The sequence below is a fragment of the Rhizobium grahamii genome, assembly GCF_009498215.1.
Lineage (GTDB): Bacteria > Pseudomonadota > Alphaproteobacteria > Rhizobiales > Rhizobiaceae > Rhizobium > Rhizobium grahamii_A.
On record NZ_CP043499.1, the window covers coordinates 1293178 to 1314444 of the forward strand.

Annotated in this window: 15 protein-coding genes and 1 pseudogene; 3 read left to right on the plus strand and 13 right to left on the minus strand. The window is 58.9% G+C overall.

From position 1 onward, the window contains the following. Positions 1–4: 4 nt before the first annotated feature. The 5 genes from FZ934_RS24785 to FZ934_RS24805 form a co-directional block, all read right to left on the minus strand. Positions 5–1441 (minus strand): NAD-dependent succinate-semialdehyde dehydrogenase, encoded by a 1437-nt coding sequence (locus FZ934_RS24785; protein ID WP_153273462.1) that lies wholly within the window; start codon positions 1439–1441, stop codon positions 5–7. Between the two features lie 181 nt (positions 1442–1622). Next, the gene (locus FZ934_RS24790; protein WP_153273463.1) at positions 1623–2525 is read right to left on the minus strand and encodes a sugar ABC transporter substrate-binding protein; all 903 of its coding nucleotides are present in this window, start codon (positions 2523–2525) and stop codon (positions 1623–1625) included. Positions 2526–2598: 73 nt separating this feature from the next. Then, positions 2599–3582, minus strand: coding sequence for an ABC transporter permease (locus FZ934_RS24795; RefSeq protein WP_153274030.1), 984 nt, complete (start codon positions 3580–3582; stop codon positions 2599–2601). Next, positions 3582–4376, minus strand: coding sequence for an ATP-binding cassette domain-containing protein (locus FZ934_RS24800; protein ID WP_348649100.1), 795 nt, complete (start codon positions 4374–4376; stop codon positions 3582–3584). The genes FZ934_RS24795 and FZ934_RS24800 overlap by 1 nt, the downstream gene beginning before the upstream one ends. A 300-nt stretch (positions 4377–4676) precedes the next feature. Continuing rightward, the gene (locus FZ934_RS24805; protein WP_153273464.1) at positions 4677–5867 is read right to left on the minus strand and encodes a Gfo/Idh/MocA family protein; all 1191 of its coding nucleotides are present in this window, start codon (positions 5865–5867) and stop codon (positions 4677–4679) included. A 173-nt stretch (positions 5868–6040) separates the two neighbouring features. Here FZ934_RS24805 and pyc point away from each other — a divergent pair, with 173 nt between their 5' ends. Beyond that, the gene (gene pyc / locus FZ934_RS24810; RefSeq protein ID WP_153273465.1) at positions 6041–9505 is read left to right on the plus strand and encodes a pyruvate carboxylase; all 3465 of its coding nucleotides are present in this window, start codon (positions 6041–6043) and stop codon (positions 9503–9505) included. 13 nt (positions 9506–9518) lie between these two features. Next, complete coding sequence (locus FZ934_RS24815) at positions 9519–9908, plus strand: tautomerase family protein (protein WP_153273466.1); 390 nt, start codon at positions 9519–9521, stop codon at positions 9906–9908. A gap of 284 nt (positions 9909–10192) precedes the next feature. Here the strand turns inward: FZ934_RS24815 and FZ934_RS24820 are convergent, their stop codons facing one another. The 8 genes and pseudogenes from FZ934_RS24820 to FZ934_RS24855 all read right to left on the minus strand — a co-directional run bounded on the left by FZ934_RS24820 (position 10193) and on the right by FZ934_RS24855 (position 18048). Further along, positions 10193–11731 (minus strand): aldehyde dehydrogenase (NADP(+)), encoded by a 1539-nt coding sequence (locus FZ934_RS24820; RefSeq protein WP_153274032.1) that lies wholly within the window; start codon positions 11729–11731, stop codon positions 10193–10195. A gap of 170 nt (positions 11732–11901) precedes the next feature. Beyond that, positions 11902–12912 (minus strand): NADP-dependent oxidoreductase, encoded by a 1011-nt coding sequence (locus FZ934_RS24825; RefSeq protein WP_153273467.1) that lies wholly within the window; start codon positions 12910–12912, stop codon positions 11902–11904. Between the two features lie 52 nt (positions 12913–12964). Beyond that, a pseudogene (locus FZ934_RS24830) lies at positions 12965–13761 on the minus strand (SDR family NAD(P)-dependent oxidoreductase). Between the two features lie 59 nt (positions 13762–13820). Continuing rightward, positions 13821–14249, minus strand: a complete 429-nt coding sequence (locus tag FZ934_RS24835) for an organic hydroperoxide resistance protein (RefSeq protein WP_153273468.1) — start codon at positions 14247–14249, stop codon at positions 13821–13823. Between the two features lie 59 nt (positions 14250–14308). Then, entirely contained in the window at positions 14309–15364 is a 1056-nt protein-coding gene (locus FZ934_RS24840; protein ID WP_153273469.1) for an alpha/beta fold hydrolase, read from the minus strand. A 78-nt stretch (positions 15365–15442) separates the two neighbouring features. Further along, positions 15443–16090: an isochorismatase family cysteine hydrolase gene (locus tag FZ934_RS24845; RefSeq protein ID WP_153273470.1), complete on the minus strand. Its 648-nt coding sequence runs from the start codon at positions 16088–16090 to the stop codon at positions 15443–15445. Positions 16091–16108: 18 nt separating this feature from the next. After that, complete coding sequence (locus tag FZ934_RS24850; RefSeq protein ID WP_153273471.1) at positions 16109–16654, minus strand: hypothetical protein; 546 nt, start codon at positions 16652–16654, stop codon at positions 16109–16111. Between the two features lie 71 nt (positions 16655–16725). Beyond that, positions 16726–18048, minus strand: a complete 1323-nt coding sequence (locus FZ934_RS24855) for an epoxide hydrolase family protein (protein WP_153273472.1) — start codon at positions 18046–18048, stop codon at positions 16726–16728. A gap of 245 nt (positions 18049–18293) precedes the next feature. Between FZ934_RS24855 and FZ934_RS24860 the strand changes: the two genes are divergently transcribed. After that, entirely contained in the window at positions 18294–21128 is a 2835-nt protein-coding gene (locus FZ934_RS24860; protein ID WP_153273473.1) for an ATP-binding protein, read from the plus strand. Positions 21129–21267 lie beyond the last annotated feature (139 nt).

The following is a 21267-nucleotide window of genomic DNA, read 5'->3' on the forward strand; positions in this document are numbered from 1 at the left end:
TACCTTAGATGACCATTTGGGCCAGCTTGACGTTGGAATAGTCGAGAATGCCCTCGACGCCACCTTCACGGCCCATACCACTTGCCTTGATACCGCCGAACGGGGCCTCCGCCGCCGCCAGCGCAAAGCTGTTGACCCCGACCATACCCGCAGCGAGCGTCTCAACAGCCTCGCGAGCGCGGCCTTGGTCTCTGGTGAAGACGTAGGCCGAGAGCCCCATTTCAGAGGCATTTGCTCGCTCAAAGACCTCGTCCTGTCGGGAGAATGGCGTGATCGCGGCGATAGGACCAAAGTTTTCTTCCGCCAACGCCAGACCGTCATCCGCGAGACCGGAAATAACCGTGGGCTCGAAGAAGAACCCGGTATTCATCTCGGCAGGACGCTTGCCGCCGGTGACGATCTTGGCCCCGCGGGAGCGGGCGTCTTCTACGATCGCCTCAATCGCAGACAACCGACGCTGATTGATCAGCGGGCCCATCTGAGTATCCTCTTTCAGACCATTGCCGAGCTTCAGCGCGCCAGCACGACGCGCGAACCCTTCGACGAACTGGTCATGCAGGGATTCATGCACGTAGAAGCGATCCGGGGTCACACATACCTGGCCAGCGTTTGCGTATTTCGTCGCGACCGCTAGATCGAGGGTCTTTTCAAGGTCCGCGTCATCAAAGACGATCATCGGCGCATTGCCGCCGAGCTCCATGCTCACCCGCTTCACCGTTTCGGCGCTGTCGCGGATCATCTGCTGTCCGACGTTCGTCGATCCGGTAAGCGAGACCTTCCGGACGACGCTGGACGCCATGATGGGCTTGTAAGTGTTGGACGTCGGGCCGATCAGCAGATTCGCCACCCCGGCGGGTACACCAGCCTCGCGGATGCAATCGAACATGATCATCGCAACACCGGGTACTTCGACCGATGGGCGGACGATGACGGAGCAGCCCGCCGCCAAGGCGGGAGCCACCTTGCGCGCAATCAACGCGGCTGGGAAGTTCCATGCGGTGAACGCAGCGACAACGCCGACAGGCTCATGACTGATCTCAAAGCGTCCGCCGGGAACGCGACTTTCTACCACGCGCCCGTATATGCGGCGGGCTTCCTCGGCGTACCAGCGGAATTGATCAACCGCCAATCCCCACTCGCGCCCGGCTTGGACCAGTGGCTTTCCGGTCTCCAACGTGATCTGGCGAGCAGCTTCGCTGGCACGTGCCGCCATAACGTCTGCCACTTTATGGAGCAGATCGGCGCGGGTCCAAGCAGCTGTCGCTCTCCACTTTTGGAACGCGCGTTCAGCCGCAGCAATCGCCGCGTGTGTATCCTCTACCGAAGCCGCGGGCACAACGCCGAGGACCTCGTTGGTCGCAGGATCGGTGATCTCAGTCGACGCGCCGGTTGGTTTACCCGACCAGCTTCCATCGATGAACAGACCAAAAGTGTCGTACATGTATCCTCCTCCTACGCACCCTTAACGACGCGCCTGCCATAGAAAATGTGACTCAAAGCAATAAGCAATATTAATTGCGTGTCAAGATTTTTTGCAATTAACGATGCTCTAGCTTGGAACGACGCTCCCGGCCCATAGACCGGGAGCGCCGCAGGTGCCTTGGGAGGCGAAACCCTATGCCTTATTTGTAGTCGTTGGCATTTTCTTTGGTGACCAGCACCGTGCCAGGGTCTGTGACCATCTCGACCTTCTTGCCGGCCTTGAGGTCGACAAGGGTCTGTATGCCCAGGCCAGCCATCTTCGCCGGAGCCTGCGCGACCGATGCAGTCATTTCCCCGGCGAGGATCGAGTTTGCTGCGTCGGGATTTGCGTCGTAACCGACGACCATAACCTTATCCAACTTCGCTGCAGCCTTCAGAGCTTCGACAGCACCAAGTGCCATGTTGTCGTTGGAACCGAAGATGCCCTTGAGTTTCGGATTGCCGCTGAGGATCGACTCCGTCACGGAGAGGCCCTTTGCTCGGTCCCAGTCGGCAGGTTGAGCTGAAACGATTTTCATGCCGCATGCCTCAAGGGCTTCTTTCGCCCCGTTGTAGCGGTCTGCCCCGTTCGTCGTCGTCATAACGCCTTGCAAGATCGCGACGTCCGAGCCTTTCTCAAGCTTTTTGCACATAAACTCGCCGGCCAGCTTGCCCCCCGCAAGATTGTCGGTGCCGACAAACGGAACGTCCTTGTTCGAACCAGCGCCGTCGACGAACACCACGTTGACGCCAGCTTCTTTCGCTTGATCCACGACTGGCCCGAGTGCGGCGGGGTCGGTCGGCGCGAGAGCAATGCCCGAAACCTTCTGGGCAATCAGGTCCTCGATTTGACTGATCTGGGCCTGAATGTCTGTTTCGCTAGGCGGCGCGACGACGAGAACCTCCACGCCCAGTTCCTTACCCTTTTCCTTTGCGCCCTTTTCAAAGGCAGCCCAGTAAGGATTACCGGCAGCCGGACCCTTCATGCTCACGACATAGGTATCCGCCATCGCGGTCCCCATCATCATTGCAAAGGCGACGCTCGACAGAAGCACAGTTTTCATTGTCAATCCTCCCGATTGGATCGTCTCTGGAAATCCACCGAGCGCGCAGAGACGGGACGCGTCGGAATTGGCTTTAAGCTCTGACCGCGGCCTTCCGTCGAAGGACGTCAATGTAGACGGCGGCGATAATGACGATGCCGATCAGGATCATCTGCCAGAAGGCGCTCACGTTGTTGATGTTCAGGCCATTGCGTAGGAGGCCCATGATGAGGACACCTGCCAGAACGCCAAGAACGCTTCCCCTACCTCCGAAAAACGAAGCCCCGCCGATGATCACGGCCGCGATTGCGTCCAACTCGATGCCAATACCTGCGTTGGGAAAACCGCTTCCGGTGCGGCCAACAAGGAGCAATCCTGCCAGCCCTGCGAAAAAGCCGCAGATCATGTAGACGATGATCAGGACGCGATCGACGTTGACGCCGGACACACGCGCCGCATGCGGATTGCCGCCGATCGCGAAAATGTGGCGACCCGTTGACGTGAACCTGAGGAACAGCCAGAGGCAGACAGCGCAGACCGCCACAACAACCAGACTGACGGGGATACCGGCCGGTGGATCGAACAGACCGAGCGTCCAGTACTTCAAACCAAGGAAGCGCGTTTCCGGAGCCAGGCCGGTGACGGGCGCACCACCGGTAATGAGGTAGGTCAGCCCTCGGGCAATATTCAGCGTCCCAAGTGTCATGATGAATGGATGAGGTAGCGTCAGCCATGTTAGGCCCGCGCCATTGATCCAACCAACTGCCAAGCCCACGAGCGGCCCAACAAGCAGGCATAGCTCCCACGGAACACCAGCTTGGCCGGCAAGAGCGATGCAGACCATCCCAAGGGCCATGGTGGAACCGACTGAGAGGTCAATACCACCGGTAATGATCACGACGAGCATACCGAGTGCCAAAAGGGCCAATGACGCGTTTTGCTTGATAATGTTAGACAGGTTCTCAGCTGAGAGAAACACGTCAGGCTTGATGAGTGCCAATACGAGCATCATCACCACGACGACAGCAATAATTCCGTAGGTCTCAAGATGTTTAGAAAGCTTGGGATGATAGAACATCATTTCACCTGGTCGTGGGCGAGCTGTGCTGAATGGCCTTTTGTGCCCATGATCCAGCCGATGACTTCATTTCGGTTCGTATCGGCGAGCCTCGACTCGGCGAAATTGGTGCCCTGAAAGAGCGCGATGACGCGGTCGCAGCAGTAAAAGATGTCGTCCATTCGGTGTGAGATGATGATCACCGCGACGCCGTGTTCCTTCAGAGACCGTATGAGGTCCAAGACTTTGCCGACTTCCTTGATCGCAAGCGCGGCTGTCGGCTCGTCCATGATGACGAGCTTTGCGTCGAAAGCGGTGGCCCGTGCAATTGCGACCGCTTGGCGCTGACCACCACTTAGATTCTCGGTGTTCTGATCGATCGATTTGACGTGGATTTTCAGCTTGTCCAAATGGTCGGCAGCCATCTGCCGGGCTCTCGAATGGTCGACTATTCTCAACGGACCGACTTTGGGACCAGGTTCGCGCCCCAGATAAATGTTCTCATAGATCGGCATGTTCCCGGCCAGCGCGAAATCCTGGTAGACCATTTCGATCCCGAGCTTTCTGGCCTCCTTGGGGCTGCTGAAGTGGACACTCTTGCCCTGGAAGACCAGCTCGCCCTCGCTCGGCGCGTAGAGGCCAGACAGGATTTTCATCAACGTGGATTTACCCGCACCGTTGTCGCCGACAACACCAAGGACCTCACCCTCCCCAACATGAAAGTTGATGTTGGAAAGCGCAGTAATCGCGCCGAAATATTTGGATATTCCCCTGGCTTGCAGAAGAATGTCTTTGTTCGAATCTATTGCGGTCAAAACCTCTCCTCCCACCGTCCCTCGGACGTTGGCACTTACTTCCAACGATTGATTGCACCCCTCACCGGTGTTTGGTCACGATGGGTCGATCCTGGCATTACCAGGGCACGGCTCGGTGAAATGGGACTTTAGGTCTGCCGCCGCACAAAGGCCGGCGGGAAACAGCGCGCCTTGCGGCTAGAGGGTTAACTCTTCTGTCAAGACCGCTCCTCCCGCTTGACGCTATCTAATGCTACACGCAACATTAGTTGCAGTTTTTGCTTCGTGTCAACAAAATTTCCGTATTTAATTGCAAGCAGCTTATATTACGCAGGATTTCCACTCACCGCCGGATTGAGCGGAGTCCGACGCGGCCTCAATGAACTTGACCCCGAGCGCTCCGTCCCAAACGTCAGGGTATTCCAACATTCCTTCCGGAAGTTCAGAACCAGTCCGGCGGGCCTCAATTGCGATTGCAAACTCCTCGTAGAGATTCCCCCAGGCGTCGGAGAGAGCTTCAGGATGTCCGCGGGGCATATGGACGAACCGTGCGGCCGAGACATCTATCCCAGCGCCTTCGCCGCGCGACAACATCTGCGCCGGAGCGTTGAACGGCTTGTAATGGAGATACTCGGGATTCTCCTGGTTCCATTCCAGGCTCGCCTTATCGCCAAAGACCCTGATCTGAAATCCGCAATGCGTTCCTGCGGCGACCTGCGAAATCATGATCGTCCCTGGCACCCCACCGACGTAGCGCACATGCATGAAGGCGGTATCCTCCAGCGGTTTATCTGGACCCAGCGTGTGAAATTCCGCTCGAACCGTTTCCATTTCGAGGCCCGTCACGAAGGTACCCATGTGATGGCAGTGGGTACCGATGTCACCCGTTGTAAACGCTCGACCGACAAGCTCCGGCTTTACTCGCCAAGCTGCCCCGGCCCCTGCTTGATCCGGCGGAACCATTGCCCATTCCTGAAAGTACTCGACATGTACCTGACGGATTCTACCGAGAAGTCCTTGGCGGATCATTGCACGCGCTTGGCGAACCATAGAATGCGCCGCGTAGGCGTAAGTGACACCAAAGATAAGGCCGGTGTCCTTCTGACGACGGACGAGATCAAGCGCATCCTCGAGATTGGTAGTGAGGGGCTTGTCACTGATGACATCAATGCCTTTTGCCATAAAGGCGCAGGCTATGTCGTAGTGCGTATTGTTTGGCGTGGTGATCGCGACAGCGTCTATGCCGTCATCACGCTCTGCTTCCTTGGCAGCCATTTCCCTGTAATCGGAATAAATTCGATCCTGATTGAGCAGCCATTCGCGGCCGGATTGCAGAGCAACATCCGGCCGGGAGGAAAGTGCGCCCGCTACGACGTCCCAGCGGTTTGAAACCCTCGCGCCACGGGCGTGCACCCTGCCGATGAAACTTCCTTGACCTCCTCCGACAACGCCAAGCCTGAGACGTCTTTTCGCCGGGGGAAAGCCCAATGAGCCTTGATTTTCCGATCCCATCCTATCCTCCAATAACTCCAAAGAAAGATTTATTGCCAAACTGATTACTGCGCAACAATTTTTGCACTCCACCAAATCTCTCGTTGTGCAATTTTTATTGCGCCATTTGACAATAAGCATTTAAAATTGTAAACGGCCCGCCATCGCCCTGCCATGCATTGGACGGACTTTGGATGACCATCAGAAAGATACTCGTTGCAAACCGATCCGAGATCGCGATCCGGGTTTTCCGAGCGGCAAACGAGCTCGGGATAAAAACGGTTGCGATATGGGCTGAGGAAGACAAACTGGCGCTGCACCGCTTCAAGGCGGACGAGAGCTACCAGGTCGGGCGTGGCCCGCATCTTGCTCGTGATCTGGGCCCTATCGAAAGCTATCTATCGATCGACGAAGTGATCCGGGTTGCCAAGCTCTCCGGCGCTGATGCGATCCATCCCGGTTACGGCCTGTTGTCGGAGAGCCCGGAATTCGTCGACGCCTGCGACAAGGCCGGCATCATCTTCATTGGCCCGCGAGCCGACACGATGCGGCAACTCGGCAACAAGGTCGCGGCGCGTAATTTGGCCATCTCAATTGGCGTTCCCGTCGTCCCGGCGACCGATCCGCTGCCTGATGATATGGCTGAAGTCTCACGGATGGCCGAAGAGATCGGCTATCCCGTCATGCTGAAGGCTTCCTGGGGCGGTGGTGGTCGCGGTATGCGCGCCATCCGCGATCCGAAGGACCTTGCCCGCGAAGTTATCGAAGCCAAGCGCGAGGCGATGGCCGCCTTCGGCAAGGACGAGGTCTATCTGGAAAAGCTCGTCGAGCGCGCCCGCCATGTCGAGAGCCAGGTTCTTGGCGACACGCATGGCAATGTCGTGCACCTGTTCGAGCGCGACTGCTCGATCCAGCGCCGCAACCAGAAGGTTGTCGAGCGAGCACCGGCACCGTATCTCTCATGGGAGCAGCGCCGAGAACTAGCTGCCCATTCGGTGAAAATAGCCGAAGCGACCGGCTACATCGGGGCGGGCACGGTCGAGTATCTGATGGATGCCGATACCAGCAAATTCTACTTCATCGAGGTCAATCCGCGCATCCAGGTCGAGCACACGGTCACCGAAGTCGTCACCGGCATCGATATCGTCAAGGCGCAGATTCACATTCTCAATGGAGCGACCATTGGGACGGATCAGTCCGGCGTTCCGAAGCAAGAAGACATTAGGCTGAATGGACATGCCTTGCAGTGCCGTATCACGACCGAGGACCCGGAACACAACTTCATTCCCGATTACGGTCGCATCACAGCTTATCGTTCAGCGTCGGGTTTCGGTGTCCGCCTCGATGGCGGCACTTCTTACAGTGGCGCAGTGATCACCCGCTATTACGATCCACTGTTGGTGAAAGTGACGGCTTGGGCTCCCTCACCTGGGGAGGCAATCTCGCGCATGGACCGCGCGCTGCGCGAGTTCCGTATCCGCGGCGTCGCTACCAACCTGACGTTCCTGGAAGCGATCATCGCGCATTCGAAGTTCAAGGATAACAGCTACACGACGCGCTTCATCGATACGACGCCGGAGCTCTTCGAACAGGTCAAGCGTCAGGACCGCGCCACAAAGCTCCTGACCTATTTGGCCGACGTCACCGTCAACGGCCACCCAGAAGCGAGAGATCGCCCTCGGCCGTCGCAGGACTCTGCTGTACCTGTCGTTCCCCATGTCGATGGCAGGCTCGTTCCTGGCGGTACGAAGCAGCTGCTCGACAAGCTTGGCCCAACGAAGTTCGGCGAGTGGATGCGCAACGAAAAGCGCGTTCTGATGACCGACACGACGATGCGTGATGGCCATCAGTCGCTGCTCGCCACCCGCATGCGTACCTACGATATCGCCCGCATCGCCGGCACCTATGCCCACGCGCTGCCAAACCTGCTCTCGCTGGAATGCTGGGGTGGAGCAACGTTCGATGTCTCCATGCGCTTTCTGTCAGAGGACCCGTGGGAACGGTTGACGAAGGTGCGCGAGGCAGCTCCGAACCTGCTGCTGCAGATGTTGCTGCGCGGAGCGAACGGCGTCGGCTACAAGAACTATCCTGATAACGTCGTCAGATACTTCGTCCGCCAGGCTGCATCAGTCGGTATCGATCTTTTCCGTGTTTTCGACTGCCTGAACTGGGTCGAAAACATGCGCGTGTCGATGGATGCGGTGGCGGAAGAGAACAAGCTCTGCGAAGCGGCGATCTGCTATACCGGCGATATCCTGAATTCGGCGCGTCCGAAGTATGACCTGAAGTACTACACCGATCTCGCGGTGCAACTGGAAAAGGCGGGTGCGCATATCATCGCACTGAAGGACATGGCGGGCCTCTTGAAGCCCGCGGCCGCCAGAGTGTTGTTCAAGGCGCTGCGCGAGGCCACCGGCCTGCCGATCCACTTCCACACGCATGATACCTCGGGCATTGCGGCTGCGACCGTTCTCGCCGCCGTCGACGCCGGTGTCGATGCAGTCGATGCGGCAATTGATGCTCTCGCCGGAAACACCTCGCAACCCTGCCTTGGCTCGATCGTCGAAGCGCTGCGCGGTTCCGAGCGTGATCCGGGTCTCGATCCGGAATGGATTCGCCGCATCTCCTTCTACTGGGAAGCGGTGCGCCATCAGTACGCAGCCTTTGAAAGCGATCTCAAGGGACCGGCTTCAGAAGTCTATCTGCACGAGATGCCGGGCGGTCAGTTCACCAATCTCAAAGAACAGGCTCGTTCGCTCGGCCTCGAAACCCGCTGGCACGAAGTGGCGCAGGCCTATGCCGACGCCAACCAGATGTTCGGTGATATCGTCAAGGTGACGCCGTCTTCCAAGGTCGTCGGCGACATGGCGCTGATGATGGTGTCGCAGGACCTGACAGTTGCTGACGTCGTCAGCACCGACAAGGAAGTTTCCTTCCCGGAATCGGTCGTCTCGATGCTGAAGGGCGATCTTGGCCAGCCGCCGTCTGGCTGGCCTGAGGCGCTGCAGAAGAAGGCACTGAAGGGTGACGCACCCTACATGGTGCGCCCGGGTTCATTGCTTGCCGACGCCGATCTCGATGCGGAGCGTAAAGTCATCGAGACCAAGCTTGAGCGCCAGGTTAGCGATTCCGAATTCGCTTCTTACCTGATGTATCCGAAGGTCTTCACTGACTTCGCATTGGCCTCCGACACCTACGGCCCGGTCTCAGTCCTGCCGACGCCCGCCTATTTCTACGGTCTCGGCGATGGCGAGGAGCTGTTTGCCGATATCGAGAAGGGCAAGACCCTCGTCATCGTCAATCAGGCGATGAGCGGCACGGATAGCCAGGGCATGGTCACGGTGTTCTTCGAACTCAATGGCCAGCCGCGGCGCATCAAGGTTCAAGATCGCGCCCACGGTGCCACCGGTGCCGCCGCCCGGCGCAAGGCGGAGCCGGGCAACGCCGCCCATGTCGGCGCGCCGATGCCGGGCGTCATCTCCCGCACCTTTGTCTTGGCCGGTCAGACGGTCAGCGCCGGCGACGTGCTGGTATCGATCGAGGCCATGAAGATGGAAACGGCGATCCACGCTGAGAAGGACGGCACGATCGCCGAAGTTCTCGTTAAGGCCGGCGACCAGATCGACGCCAAGGACCTGCTGGTAAGCTACAACACCTGAAAGTGACGCCTCAATGCCTCTCCTGAAGTTTCATATCTACGAAGGTCGGTCCGACGAAGAGATCGCGACGCTGCTCGATACGTCGCACGCTGCAATGGTTCGTTCGTTTGGAGTACCCAATCGCGACAGATATCAGCTTGTCACCCAACACACTGCGCGAACCATGATCGCGCAGGATACCGGTCTGGGTCTCGAACGCTCACCCCGTTTTGTCCTGCTTGAGGTCGTTTCACGGCCACGATCGCGCGAGGAGAAAATCAGATTCTACGAAACCCTTTGCTTAGAGCTCAGCGACCGCTGTGGCATCACGGCAGAAGACGTCATGATTTCATTCGTACAAAATTCTGACGACGATTGGTCGTTTGGAATGGGGCGCGCGCAATTCGTAACGGGCGAGCTGTGATGCCGTTCCTTAGCAACGCCTGAGTGAAGCGTTCAGGTTCATCTCCATGGCCGCTGCCGGCCCAATGCAGACATGCGCGGTCCAGCATCGTATTCCTTCGGGCGCTCGATTTGGCAAAAATGAGGAGTCTGCGTGGCTGAATACAGCGTTGATCAACCCACTTTTCGTGTCCGCTTGTGGGTTGACGAACGTCCAGACCTACTTGTTGCAAACTGGGGATGGCTCCCGCGCAGCCGACTACGCTGATTACTGCCGGGGAGCCACACCCCGGAAATAGATCGAACCTACACTTCCAAGCTGGCGCGAAGCGCTGGGGGTAGCAGGTCGATCGGAAAATCCTGGTAAGAGACTGGCCGAAGAAAACGATAAATGGCCAAGGTGCCCACAGAGGTCGAGCGGCCGTCCGATGTAGCGGGATATGGGCCACCATGCACCATCGCAGGAGAAACTTCCACGCCAGTTCCGAAGCCATTCACGAGGATGCGGCCCGCCAGCATTTCGAGGGTGGGCACCAGAACACGCGCGGCATCGAGATCACCATCGTCAACGTGCAGCGAGACAGTTAGCTGGCCCTCCAGTGCCTCCAATACCCCACGGAGTTCGTTCTCGTCTCGGCATCTCACGATCAGGCTGGAGGCACCGAAAACCTCCTCATGCAGAGCGTGATGGGAAAGAAACGCAGCACCGTTCGTCTCGAACAACGCCGCACTGACCTGATGAGAACCGTTGGCCGTTCCGGTTGAGAGCTTCGTTACCTCGACATGACCACTGAGTTTTGCGACGCCGTTCTTGTAAGCCTCGCAAATACCACCTGTGAGCATTGTCTGCTCAGGCGTCACCGAGAGCGCAGACGTCGCAGATGCAATGAACCGCTCGAGGTTCGAATCGTCGATCGCTAGCACGAGACCGGGATTGGTGCAGAACTGTCCGGCTCCGAGCGAGAGCGACGAAACGAAGGCCTTTCCGATTTCTTCGGCGCGGTTTCGAAGCGCGTTCGGGAACAGGATGACCGGATTGATACTGCTCATTTCGGCATAGACAGGAATCGGCTGCTTCCGCTCGGAGGCGATCTTCATGAGCGCGAGGCCGCCACGCTGAGAACCGGTGAAGCCGACCGCGCGAATTCGTGGGTCCGCAACCAGGGCCTGACCGACTTCGAAGCCGGAATCCTGGAGCATCGCAAATGTTCCAGCCGGAAGGCCGGCAAGCTCGACGGCCTTTTGAACCGCGCGGCCAACGAGTTCCGACGTTCCTGGATGGGCGGGGTGCGCCTTCACGATAACAGGACAGCCTGCGGCGAGTGCCGATGCTGTGTCCCCTCCCGCGACGGAGAAGGCCAGCGGAAAGTTGGATGCACCGAACACCGCGACCGGGCCAAGTGCCACGTTGCGAAGACGAAGGTCTGGTTTGGGCACTGGTAGTCGATTGGGGTCAGCTGGATCAAAACGCAGTTCCTGGAAGTCACCCCTCCGAACCTCCTTGGCAAAGAGCCTTAGCTGGCCGACTGTCCTTGTACGTTCTCTTTCGAGGTGACTTGCTGACAATCCAGTTTCGCGAGTGGCGCGATCGATCAGCTCATCGCCGATTGCGATGATCTGGTCCGCGATTGTTTCCAGGAATCCCGCCCGCTTCTCCAGCGTGGTTTCTCGATAGTTTGGAAAGGCTTGCCATGCGAACGCGGCTGCTTTTTCAACGTCGTCGCCTGTCCCGCCATGAAACGCGGGTTCGAGGGCATTCCCCGTAGCGGCCTCGATCGCATGGAACTCCTTGCCCGCGCCGCTGACGGATCGCCCGCCGATGAACTGGTCGCCGGTAACTGTCATCATATCTTCCTTTTGAAACTCCGGCGGGCACGTCTCGGCACATGGCCAGACTGACATTGCTCTCGCCTCGAATGTCTGCGGCAGTTATCTAGCGACCAGCATGACCCGTTTTAAGGGGAGCGCGACAAAAAGTATTACTTTTTGTCGCCGTCGCGAATGCTGCGTCGGCCTTACGAGACGCGCACCAACAGCTTGCCGAAGTTGCTGCCTCTGAGCATTCCGATGAAGGCTTCGGGAGCGTTCTCGAGGCCGTCAACTACATCCTCGCGGTACTTTATCTCACCCGAGGCCACGAGCGGACCGAGCTCCTGTTGAAACGCCTCATAGTGCGTGGGGACGAATTCGGTGTTGATGAAGCCCCTCAACAGGAGACTACGGCGCAGGATCGCCGACACCGTCGCGGGAAGCCGGTCCTGCTCGCCGATAACAGGTCCATTGTACTGAGCGATCAACCCGCAGACGGGCACGCGGGCGTAGAGGTTCAGCAGCGGAAGTACAGCATCCCAAACGTGGCCGCCTACGTTTTCGAAGTAGACGTCAATGCCCTTGGGGCAGAGGCCTGCCAGCTCCGAGGCGAAATCCGGCGAGCGGTGGTCGACGACGGCGTCGAAACCGAGTTCGTTCTTGACGTAGTCGCATTTGTCGCGACCTCCCGCAATACCGACCGCTCGAGCCCCGACACGCATGGCAAGCTGACCGACGAGCGAGCCCACCGGACCGGAAGCCGCGGCAACCACGACGGTCTCGCCCGACTTGGGCTGGCCGATTACCTTCATGCCGCCATACGCGGTGAAACCTGGCATACCGAGAACACCAAGTGCTGTAGAGGCTGGCGCTCCGTAGGTGTTCACCTGCTTGACGCGTCTGGCATCCATGTTTGCATGGGTACGCCAGCCTGTCATCGCCCGTACAATGTCGCCCTCCTTGAACCCTGGGTTCTTCGACTGCATGACTTCGCAGACGGTCTCGCCTTCCATGACGCCGCCGACAGGCACTGGCTCGGCGTAGGATTTGGCGTCGCTCATGCGACCACGCATATACGGGTCGAGCGAGAGGTAGAGCACGCGAAGGGAGACTTCGCCATCAAGCGGCGCTTCAATTTCGATCTCCTCCGTCCGGAAATTTTCTGGTCCCGGTGCACCGGTGGGCCGGCTGGCCAAAACGATAGCTGTCGATTTCATGGCGTTGTCCTTTCGATCAGATGTTCGGTAATGGCGGCCCTGAAATGGCCGTTCATGCGTGAGGGGTGGTGAGGTAGCGCTCCGCCGGTTTGTTCAAGGAAATCTTGGGGACCAGGTTCCGACGAGCGGCGTCGTATGCTTCCCACTCGGATATATCCGGCAGGGACGGCAAAGTGATCAACTCGCCGAGGTCAAGGCCGGCAAGTGCCGCATCTACGGCGTCATCAGCACGCATCACGGCCCTCTCGGGCAGATGATCCAACGATCCTCCCGATGCCTTCCAAAACTCGGTGGCGATCGCGCCAGGAAGCACTGCCTGGAAGCGAAGACCAGTTCCGGCAAGCTCCTTATCCAATGATTGGGTCAGTGTGACTACGAATGCTTTAGAAGCCCCGTAAACGCCATTGAACATGCCGGGTGCCAAGGCGAGAGCGGATGCGAGGTTTATGATCGTGCCACCCTTGCGCGCAATGAAAGGGGGGACAGCCGCATAGACCAAACGAGTCAATGCCACGACGTTGACATCCGCTCCATGTCGTCTGCGTTGGCTTTGAGTAAGGGTGCGACAGAGCCAACGCCGGCATTGTTGACGAGCATTGTGATCTCGGAGTTTTCTTTCAAGATGGCCTCCACACGATGGAGGTCCTCGGTGCTACCCAGGTCGGCCTGAACGGTCGCGACCGATCGACCCGTCGCGTCGATGATCGTTCTGGCGACGGCGGCCAAGGCTTCTTGGCCCCTTGCCACTAGGACAAGGTCGAAACCCCGCCGTGCGAGCCTGTCGGCGTAGATCGCTCCGATGCCGGAGGAAGCACCCGTGATCAGCGCTGTACCTTTCGCGGAAGTCATTGCAATACTCCTTTGTTGGGTTCGGCCGCTCGGCGGCGAGGTTCTCAATTGCCCTGGGATCAGACGAGCTTGATCGTGACGTCGATGTTCCCGCGCGTAGCCTTCGAATAGGGGCAAATCTGATGCGCCTCTTCGATCAGCGATTGGGCGACGTCGCGCTCCACACCAGGGATGCCAACATTCAGGCGAGCGGTCAGCGAATAGCCATCGGTGTCGGAAAGATTGAGATCGACCTCTGCGTCGATGGTCACATCGCCGCCGAGCGTGATGCGCTTCTTCTGAACGATAAGCCCGATGGCGCTCTCGAAACAGGCCGACCAGCCGGCAGCGAATAGCTGTTCCGGGTTGGTGCCGATACGTGCCGTCCCCGGAACGCCCAGCCGGACGTCGAGACGCCCATCGGAGCTGCGGGCGACACCGTGTTCGCGACCGCCAGTAACGTGGGTCTTTGCAGTGTATAGAACTTTGGAATTCGCTTTGTGGTCCATGACGCACTCCTGTTTACGTTCGTTGCGGATGCCCGGAGGGGCGAGGTTCGCTTCGTTGATCAGGCGTCGGCGACGTCGATGATCGCTTGGGCGAATGCGGTTGGCGCTTCCTGAGGCAGGTTGTGACCTATGCCTCCCTTGATGAGCCGATGCTCGTAGCTGCCGGTGAATTTCTGCGCGTAGGCGCTTGGGTCTGGATGAGGCGCGCCATTCGCGTCACCTTCCAACGTAATGGTGGGCACGGTGATGGCAGGGAATGACGCAAGCTTGTGTTCCAGCGCGGAGTAGCGGGCTTCGCCTTGGGCAAGCCCAAGCCGCCAACGGTAATTATGGATCACGATCGCTACGTGGTCGGGGTTTTCGAAAGCTGTGGCACTTCGGTCGAATGTGGCGTCGTCGAAATGCCATTGTGGCGATGCGAGCTGCCAGATGAGCTTCGAGAACTCGTGCCGGTATTTGTCGTAGCCCAACTGGCCGCGTTCGGTGGCGAAGTAAAACTGATACCACCAGGCAAGCTCGGCCTTTGGCGGCAGCGGTGCCTTCCCGGCCTCCTGGCTGCCGATGAGATATCCGCTGACGGAGACGGTCGCCTTGGCACGCTCAGGCCATAGCGCCGAAACGATGTTGACCGTGCGCGCACCCCAGTCGAACCCTCCGAGGACTGCCTGTTCGATCTTGAGAGCGTCCATGAAGTCGACAATATCGGCGGCCAGCGCGGTCGGCTGCCCGTTGCGGATCGTGTCGGACGAAACGAACCGCGTTTCGCCATAGCCACGAAGGTACGGCACGATGACACGGAAGCCTTTGGACGCGAGCAAGGGGGCGACGTCGACGAAGGCGTGGATGTCGTAGGGCCAGCCATGGAGAAGCAAGACGGGTGGTCCGTCTGAAGGGCCGACGTCGGCGTAGGCGACGTCAAGCAATCCGGCGCGAAGTTTCTTGAGGGGCGGAAAGGCAGTGTTCGATCCAGGCTTCACTTCGGGCAAGGCCAAGGGGCTTGCCGTAGCTCTGCCGGCGGTCAGAAGCCCTAAGGGAGCGGCCGTGACAGCCGCGGCTGCCGTTCCGATGAGGCAGCGCCTGAGAAGGTCGATGCTTTGTCCAGAATGCGTGTCCATGACATTGCTCCTTCGTCGCGGGCTCGCCCGCCCTTTGGGGTTGCAGAGGGCGGTCGAGCCGCCCTCTGGAGCGTTTGACTATGCCGCCGGTGCCACCGTCTCCATGGCAGCCAAGGCTTTGAGGATTTCCTCCGTCGTCACGATGGCGCTGGCGTAGTTCGGCATGTTGATTTCCAAGGCCGCGTGCATCATTTCGTCGGAGTAGTCGGCGACGGCGTCCTTCACGACCGTCACGTCGTATCCAAGCTCTGCCGCAAAGCGGACAGTCGCCTCGATGCAGGTGTGGGCGATCAGGCCGATGACGATCAGTCTGTGAATGCCCCGCCTCTTGAGCTGGTTGTCGAGGTCGGTGTTGGCAAAGCCGCTGGAGCACCAGTGCTCCGAAGCCACGACCTCGCCCTTGGCGGGAACGAACTCCGCCCTGAATTCGCCACCCCAGGTTCCGTACTCGAAAGTCCGCCGGTTCCATGCCAGTTTCTGGATCGGCGCGATGTACTTCCAATTCTCGTAGTCGCCTTCGCGGAAACGGTGATGCATCGCGAAGAACACGGGCAGCTTAACCTGCCGGGCCGCGTTGAGGATTTGCTCCATATGCGGGACGCAGTTATTGGCTTCGGCGACATCCTTGATGCGCGGCCAGATTTTGCCGCCCTCGGAGATGAAGTCGTTGTACGGATCGACCACCAGGAGACCGGTGATGCCGTGTTCGTAGGAGAGTTCGGACATCGTTTCCTCCGTTCGCCCTCAGGCGGCCTTCGACGGTTGCTGGTTGCGAAGGGCGAAGCGCTCGATGCTGGCGGCAAAGAGCGGGGTCTCTCCCTTGTTGTGGGCTATCGACATCGGCTGGCGCTGCGTGCGGAAGATTTCGAAGGGAATGCCCTGCCGATCGAGGGAGGCGAGCATCTCCGGTGTCGCGAATGACTGCACTCGGTTGGTGAATTCGCAGCGGTCCTTGTCGATCGCCTTGACGCTCATTTCCCAGGTCACATGAATGGTGACGCGGCCGGTTGGCGTGAAGACGTCGGAGTCGGAATCGAGGATAAGATGGCCTTTCTCCCCGAGCGTCTCGATGTAGTGCTGCACCATCAGGCTGCCGCCGATCGTTTCGACGTTGATGGACATACGCTTGCCATCCGGCGCGGTCGTGAAGCCGGCAGCGATGTGAGCTGGCGAGCAGCCCTGATACTCTTTCTCCGGTAACGTGAAGCACCAGGTGGGAATATCCACCTTCTCGATCGGCGCATTGATGATGGCGGAAAAGCTGGAATCGACGATCTGGTTGTCTGACATTGTCTTTCTCCTTCATGCACAGGGGTTGAAATGCTGAATGGACTGCGGCGCGGGGCACGCCGCAGCTCTGGTCAGATCGATTTGCGAAGCGGCTTGAAGGCTGCGCGCAGATCGGCAGTCAGGAGCATGGGTTGTTCCCAGGCTGCGAAGTGGCCGCCCTTGGGAGGCCGGTTGTAGAAGATGAGTTTGGGGTAGGCCTTTTCGGCCCAGCTCTGAGGAGCCTGGTAAATTTCGTCAGGGAAGGCGCTGACCGCGACCGGTATCTTGATGCCGCGTGGGTCGAAGAAGCCACCAGACGGGAAGTGGGCATTATCCCAATAAAGACGGCCAGAAGAGATTGCCGTATTGGTCAGCCAATAGAGCGTGACATTGTCGAGTATGTCGTCCTTCGTCAGGCCTTCCGTTTTGCCGTCGAAAACGCGAGCGATCATGTCATAGCTACGGATATCGTGGTCGAGCATCCATGAGGCAAGGCCGATCGGCGAGTCGACGATGCCGTAGAGCGTCTGCGGCCGGTTATTCATCTCGATGGCGTAACCCAGACCATTCTTGTAGAAATCGTCGAGCTGGTCCCACGCACGCTTTTCATCAGGCGTGAGGTTGGCAGGCGGGGTGCCGGCGGACAGCGATTTGGCTACGTCGGCCGGAACGGTTGCTGCCATATTGGTATGGATGCCGAGAAGACCGGCGGGTTCCTGGACGGCCATCAATTCGGTAACGGCATTGCCCCAGTCGCCACCCTGAGCGACATAATTCGTGTATCCGAGGCGCTGCATCAGCGTGGCCCAGGCCTTGGCGATACGTGGCGGATTCCAGCCAGGCTCGGTCGGCTTGCCGGAGAAGCCGTAGCCCGGAAGCGACGGGATGACGACGTGGAAGGCATCATCGGCGCTGCCGCCGTGTGCTGTCGGATCGGTCAGCGGTTCGATGATCTTGAGCTGTTCGATGATCGAACCCGGCCAGCCGTGGGTGACGATGATCGGCATAGCGTTTTCATGCTTGGACTTCACATGGATGAAGTGAATATCCAGGCCATTGATCTTCGTCGTGAACTGCGGGTAGGAGTTCAGTTTCGCTTCGATTTTGCGCCAGTCGTAGTGCTTGGCCCAGTGGTCGGCGAGGTTCTTGATGGTAGCGAGCTGTACGCCCTGAGAGTGGTCCTTGACTGTCTCGCTATCTGGCCAACGTGTGGCGGCAACCCGGCGGTGGAGGTCCTTGAGCGTTTCGTCCGAGAAATGGACCCTGAATGGCGTAATACCGTCTCCGCTTGGTGTGGCGGCAAGCAAATGGGAGGGCAGAAGCGCACCGGTGCTAGCGACCGCGACGCCCAGCGAAGCGGCAGCGAGAAACTTGCGGCGGTCCTGATCGACTTCTTCGATAACTTTCGTATGCATGGCCGTCTCCTGTGTTTTCGTTTCGGCTGCACCTTTGTGCTGTCCAAAACCTACGGCGGGAGGCGGATGAACGCTCGTTATGCGTTGTTAGACGCTGTTAGGAATCGACGGCGAAGCACACTAACAATTAGTGCGGTTCACGCTTCGCCTGTGTTGTGCAATGTCCTATACCTTCGCGTAGTGGCACAGAGCGAACCGGTGGACTAATGTCCGCCAGCGTAAAAACGTCGGCTTGAGGGAAAGTCATGGCGACCGCAGCAGTTGGGGAAAACACACGAATTCGCTTTGGGCCGTTCAAACTGGCGGTAAGCGAGCGGATGCTGACCAGAGAGGGCATCCGGGTGGAGCTGGGAGGGCGCGCCCTCGAGATTCTTATAGCGCTCGTGAGTTCTCCGAACGAAATCATCAGCAAAAAGGAGCTGATGGACAGGGTTTGGCCGGATGCCATCGTTGAGGAGGGAAGTCTTCGGTTCCATATGGCCGGGCTGCGCAAAGCCCTTGGCGACGGCCACGATGGGGCGCGCTACATCGCCACGCTTGCGGGGAGAGGCTACTGTTTTGTCGCTCCCACTGAACAGGCACTCTCCGACGATAACGACACTGGGGCACCGAACGGATCGTTTCCTCATGCCAACCTTCCTCAGCGGCTCGGCCGCATGGTTGGCCGGGATGTCGACGTTATGAAATTGGGGGCGCAACTGACGGGCTCGCGGCTCGTCACGATTGTTGGCCCGGGAGGCGTCGGAAAAACGACGGTGGCAATTGCCGCTGCCCATCAGGCGGCTGAGGCTTTCGCCGGACACGTGCTGTTCGTAGATTTGGGTGTTATCTCCGATCCAAAGCTTGCGGCGACGACAATCGCCGCAATGCTCGGGCTCCCGGTCCAAGCCGAAGACGCGACACCCGATGTCATCAGGTTTCTCAGAGACAAACACCTTCTGCTGATCCTTGATACCTGTGAGCACCTCGTGGAGGCGATCGCCACTATTGCTTCATCAATCCTCGACGCGGCTCCCCAGGTGCACATTGTCGCGACGAGTCGGGAAGCACTACGGATCAATGATGAACGCATCTATCGGCTGGATGCGCTGGCTTGTCCGCCGGAAGCCACCGCAGCTATCCAGGAGTATCCGGCGGTCCAGCTATTCGTCGAGCGTGCGATAGCAGGCGGTGCCCAGCTAGAGGGAAACGAGGCTGAAGCCTCGATTGTCGCTGACATTTGCCGAAAGCTGGACGGGGTTGCGCTAGCCATCGAACTCGCCGCTCGACGCGTCGAAACCTACGGTCTCGAACAGACGGCTGCATTGCTCGATCAAAGGCTGACGCACTTGTGGCAGGGATTGCGCACCGCCCCGCCGCGCCATCAAACGCTGCAGGCGACCCTCGATTGGAGCTACGGACTTTTGTCCGATACCGAGCGGGCGGTTCTGCGCAGACTCGCAGTATTCGTAGGCAATTTCCCGCTTGATGCCGCTCTGGACGTGGTGGCCGACGAAACTCTCGAGCGCGCTTCCGTTTTTGCCGCCATCGACAGTCTGGTGGAAAAGTCGATGGTGGCCGCTCGCCCGATCGGCGCGATGATGCGTTATCGGCTGCTCGACACCACGCGCGCCTATGTGGTCGAACTCAGCGAGGAAGACGAGCGGGAAGAACTGGCGAGGCGGCATGCCGCCTACTGCCGTCTTTGGTTTGATCAGAACGGCAGCGAGTGGACGTCGCTCTCCACCCCAATGGAGCGAGCGCCGCATTTTAACGCCATCAACAATGTCCGCAGTGCCCTGGAATGGTGCTTCGGAGGAAAAGGCGACGTATCTTTAGGGGTTCGCCTCGTTGCTTCGGTCGCCCCAGTTTTCCGTGCCATGGGCCTGCTTCCCGAATGCCAGCGTTGGACCGAGCGCGCCCTACAGTCGTTGGACGACACAACGCGCGGCGGCATTGAGGAAATGCAGCTTCAGGCGGCGTTCGGCGTTTCGGTCATGTTCATGAAAGGCCACAACGAAGTATCGTCTTCGGCGCTGAACAGAAGTCTGGAGATCGCCCAAGCTCGAGGCGACCAGTTGAATGCCGCTCGGCTGCACGGCCCGATCCATTTTTTCCACTTGCGGAGCGGGGAGTTCCGCCGGTGTCTAGACTACGCCGAACGTTGCTCTGCAATTGCGAGCCAACTCGACAATCCGGCGGCATCCACGCTCTCCAAGGCACTCCTTGGTCTCTCGTATTGTCTGATCGGACGCCTTGAGGAGGCCCATGCGACCTTGGCACCGGTTGTTGGACCAGGACTACTTGCAGCCAGCAAACAGATGCACTACGGGTTCGATCACTATACGTGGGCGAGAATCGGATGGTCTACGAACCTCTGGCTGCAGGGCAACGTCGATCAGGCGCGCGCGGTGATCCGACAATGCTTCAAAGATGCGGAGACGATGCGCCATCCCGTCTCTTTCGCTATCTCCTTGAGTTCGATCGCGACACTCCTCTGGATCGGTGATCTCGATGTCGCCGAAGAGCATTTGATCCCTTTCATCGCTCGCGCGGAGACCCAGGCTTTCGGCCCCTATCTATCCATGGGGCAGGCCTACCAGGCCGAGATTGCAATCCGTCGTGGCCAAGCTGCGGCCGGTGTCACGGCACTCCGGGAACAACTCGAAGTCCTTCATGGGCAACGCTTCGAACTCTTCACGGTCCGGTTTCAGTTCGTGACAATTATGGGGTTGTTGGCTCTCGGACGATTTGCCGACGCGTGGATGCTTTCGGAAGAAAGCGAGCAACTGATCGAAGCTCAAGGGTACTATTCATATCTCCCGGAACTTTTGCGATTGAAAGGTCAAATCCTCTCGACTGCACCGGAACTGAGCGCCCTCGGCTCGGAGGCATATCTCAGAAAGTCGTTGGACCTCAGTCGCAGCCAGGGCGCTGGCGCGTGGGAGCTGAGGGCGGCGACTGATCTCGCGCGGCTATGGGTAGGACAGAGACGAACCGCCGAGGCAGTTGGTTTGCTTCGCCCCGTCTACGAGCGGCTCACCGAGGGAAGAGACACTGCTGTTTTCCGTGCGGCTGCGGAGTTGCTTGCGCGTGCGTAGGATTTCGACAGACTTGCAAGTAATCCGCTCAAGGATGGCTGCTTTTGGCGCTTTGCGGACGAGGCGTTCTCGTTTGGCTCGGCCTCTTTGCAGACACTTGAATCGACCTGTAGGCTTAATCAGTGGATATCGACGTAGC

Excerpts from the sequence above, each read along its gene's own strand:
- FZ934_RS24785 (WP_153273462.1), bottom strand. The coding sequence starts at position 1,441 with ATGTACGACACTTTTGGTCTGTTCATCGATGGAAGCTGGTCGGGTAAA.
- FZ934_RS24790 (WP_153273463.1), bottom strand. The coding sequence starts at position 2,525 with ATGAAAACTGTGCTTCTGTCGAGCGTCGCCTTTGCAATGATGATGGGG.
- FZ934_RS24795 (WP_153274030.1), bottom strand. The coding sequence starts at position 3,582 with ATGTTCTATCATCCCAAGCTTTCTAAACATCTTGAGACCTACGGAATT.
- FZ934_RS24805 (WP_153273464.1), bottom strand. The coding sequence starts at position 5,867 with ATGGGATCGGAAAATCAAGGCTCATTGGGCTTTCCCCCGGCGAAAAGA.
- pyc (WP_153273465.1), top strand. The coding sequence starts at position 6,041 with ATGACCATCAGAAAGATACTCGTTGCAAACCGATCCGAGATCGCGATC.
- FZ934_RS24815 (WP_153273466.1), top strand. The coding sequence starts at position 9,519 with ATGCCTCTCCTGAAGTTTCATATCTACGAAGGTCGGTCCGACGAAGAG.
- FZ934_RS24820 (WP_153274032.1), bottom strand. The coding sequence starts at position 11,731 with ATGACAGTTACCGGCGACCAGTTCATCGGCGGGCGATCCGTCAGCGGC.
- FZ934_RS24825 (WP_153273467.1), bottom strand. The coding sequence starts at position 12,912 with ATGAAATCGACAGCTATCGTTTTGGCCAGCCGGCCCACCGGTGCACCG.
- FZ934_RS24835 (WP_153273468.1), bottom strand. The coding sequence starts at position 14,249 with ATGGACCACAAAGCGAATTCCAAAGTTCTATACACTGCAAAGACCCAC.
- FZ934_RS24840 (WP_153273469.1), bottom strand. The coding sequence starts at position 15,364 with ATGGACACGCATTCTGGACAAAGCATCGACCTTCTCAGGCGCTGCCTC.
- FZ934_RS24845 (WP_153273470.1), bottom strand. The coding sequence starts at position 16,090 with ATGTCCGAACTCTCCTACGAACACGGCATCACCGGTCTCCTGGTGGTC.
- FZ934_RS24850 (WP_153273471.1), bottom strand. The coding sequence starts at position 16,654 with ATGTCAGACAACCAGATCGTCGATTCCAGCTTTTCCGCCATCATCAAT.
- FZ934_RS24855 (WP_153273472.1), bottom strand. The coding sequence starts at position 18,048 with ATGCATACGAAAGTTATCGAAGAAGTCGATCAGGACCGCCGCAAGTTT.
- FZ934_RS24860 (WP_153273473.1), top strand. The coding sequence starts at position 18,294 with ATGGCGACCGCAGCAGTTGGGGAAAACACACGAATTCGCTTTGGGCCG.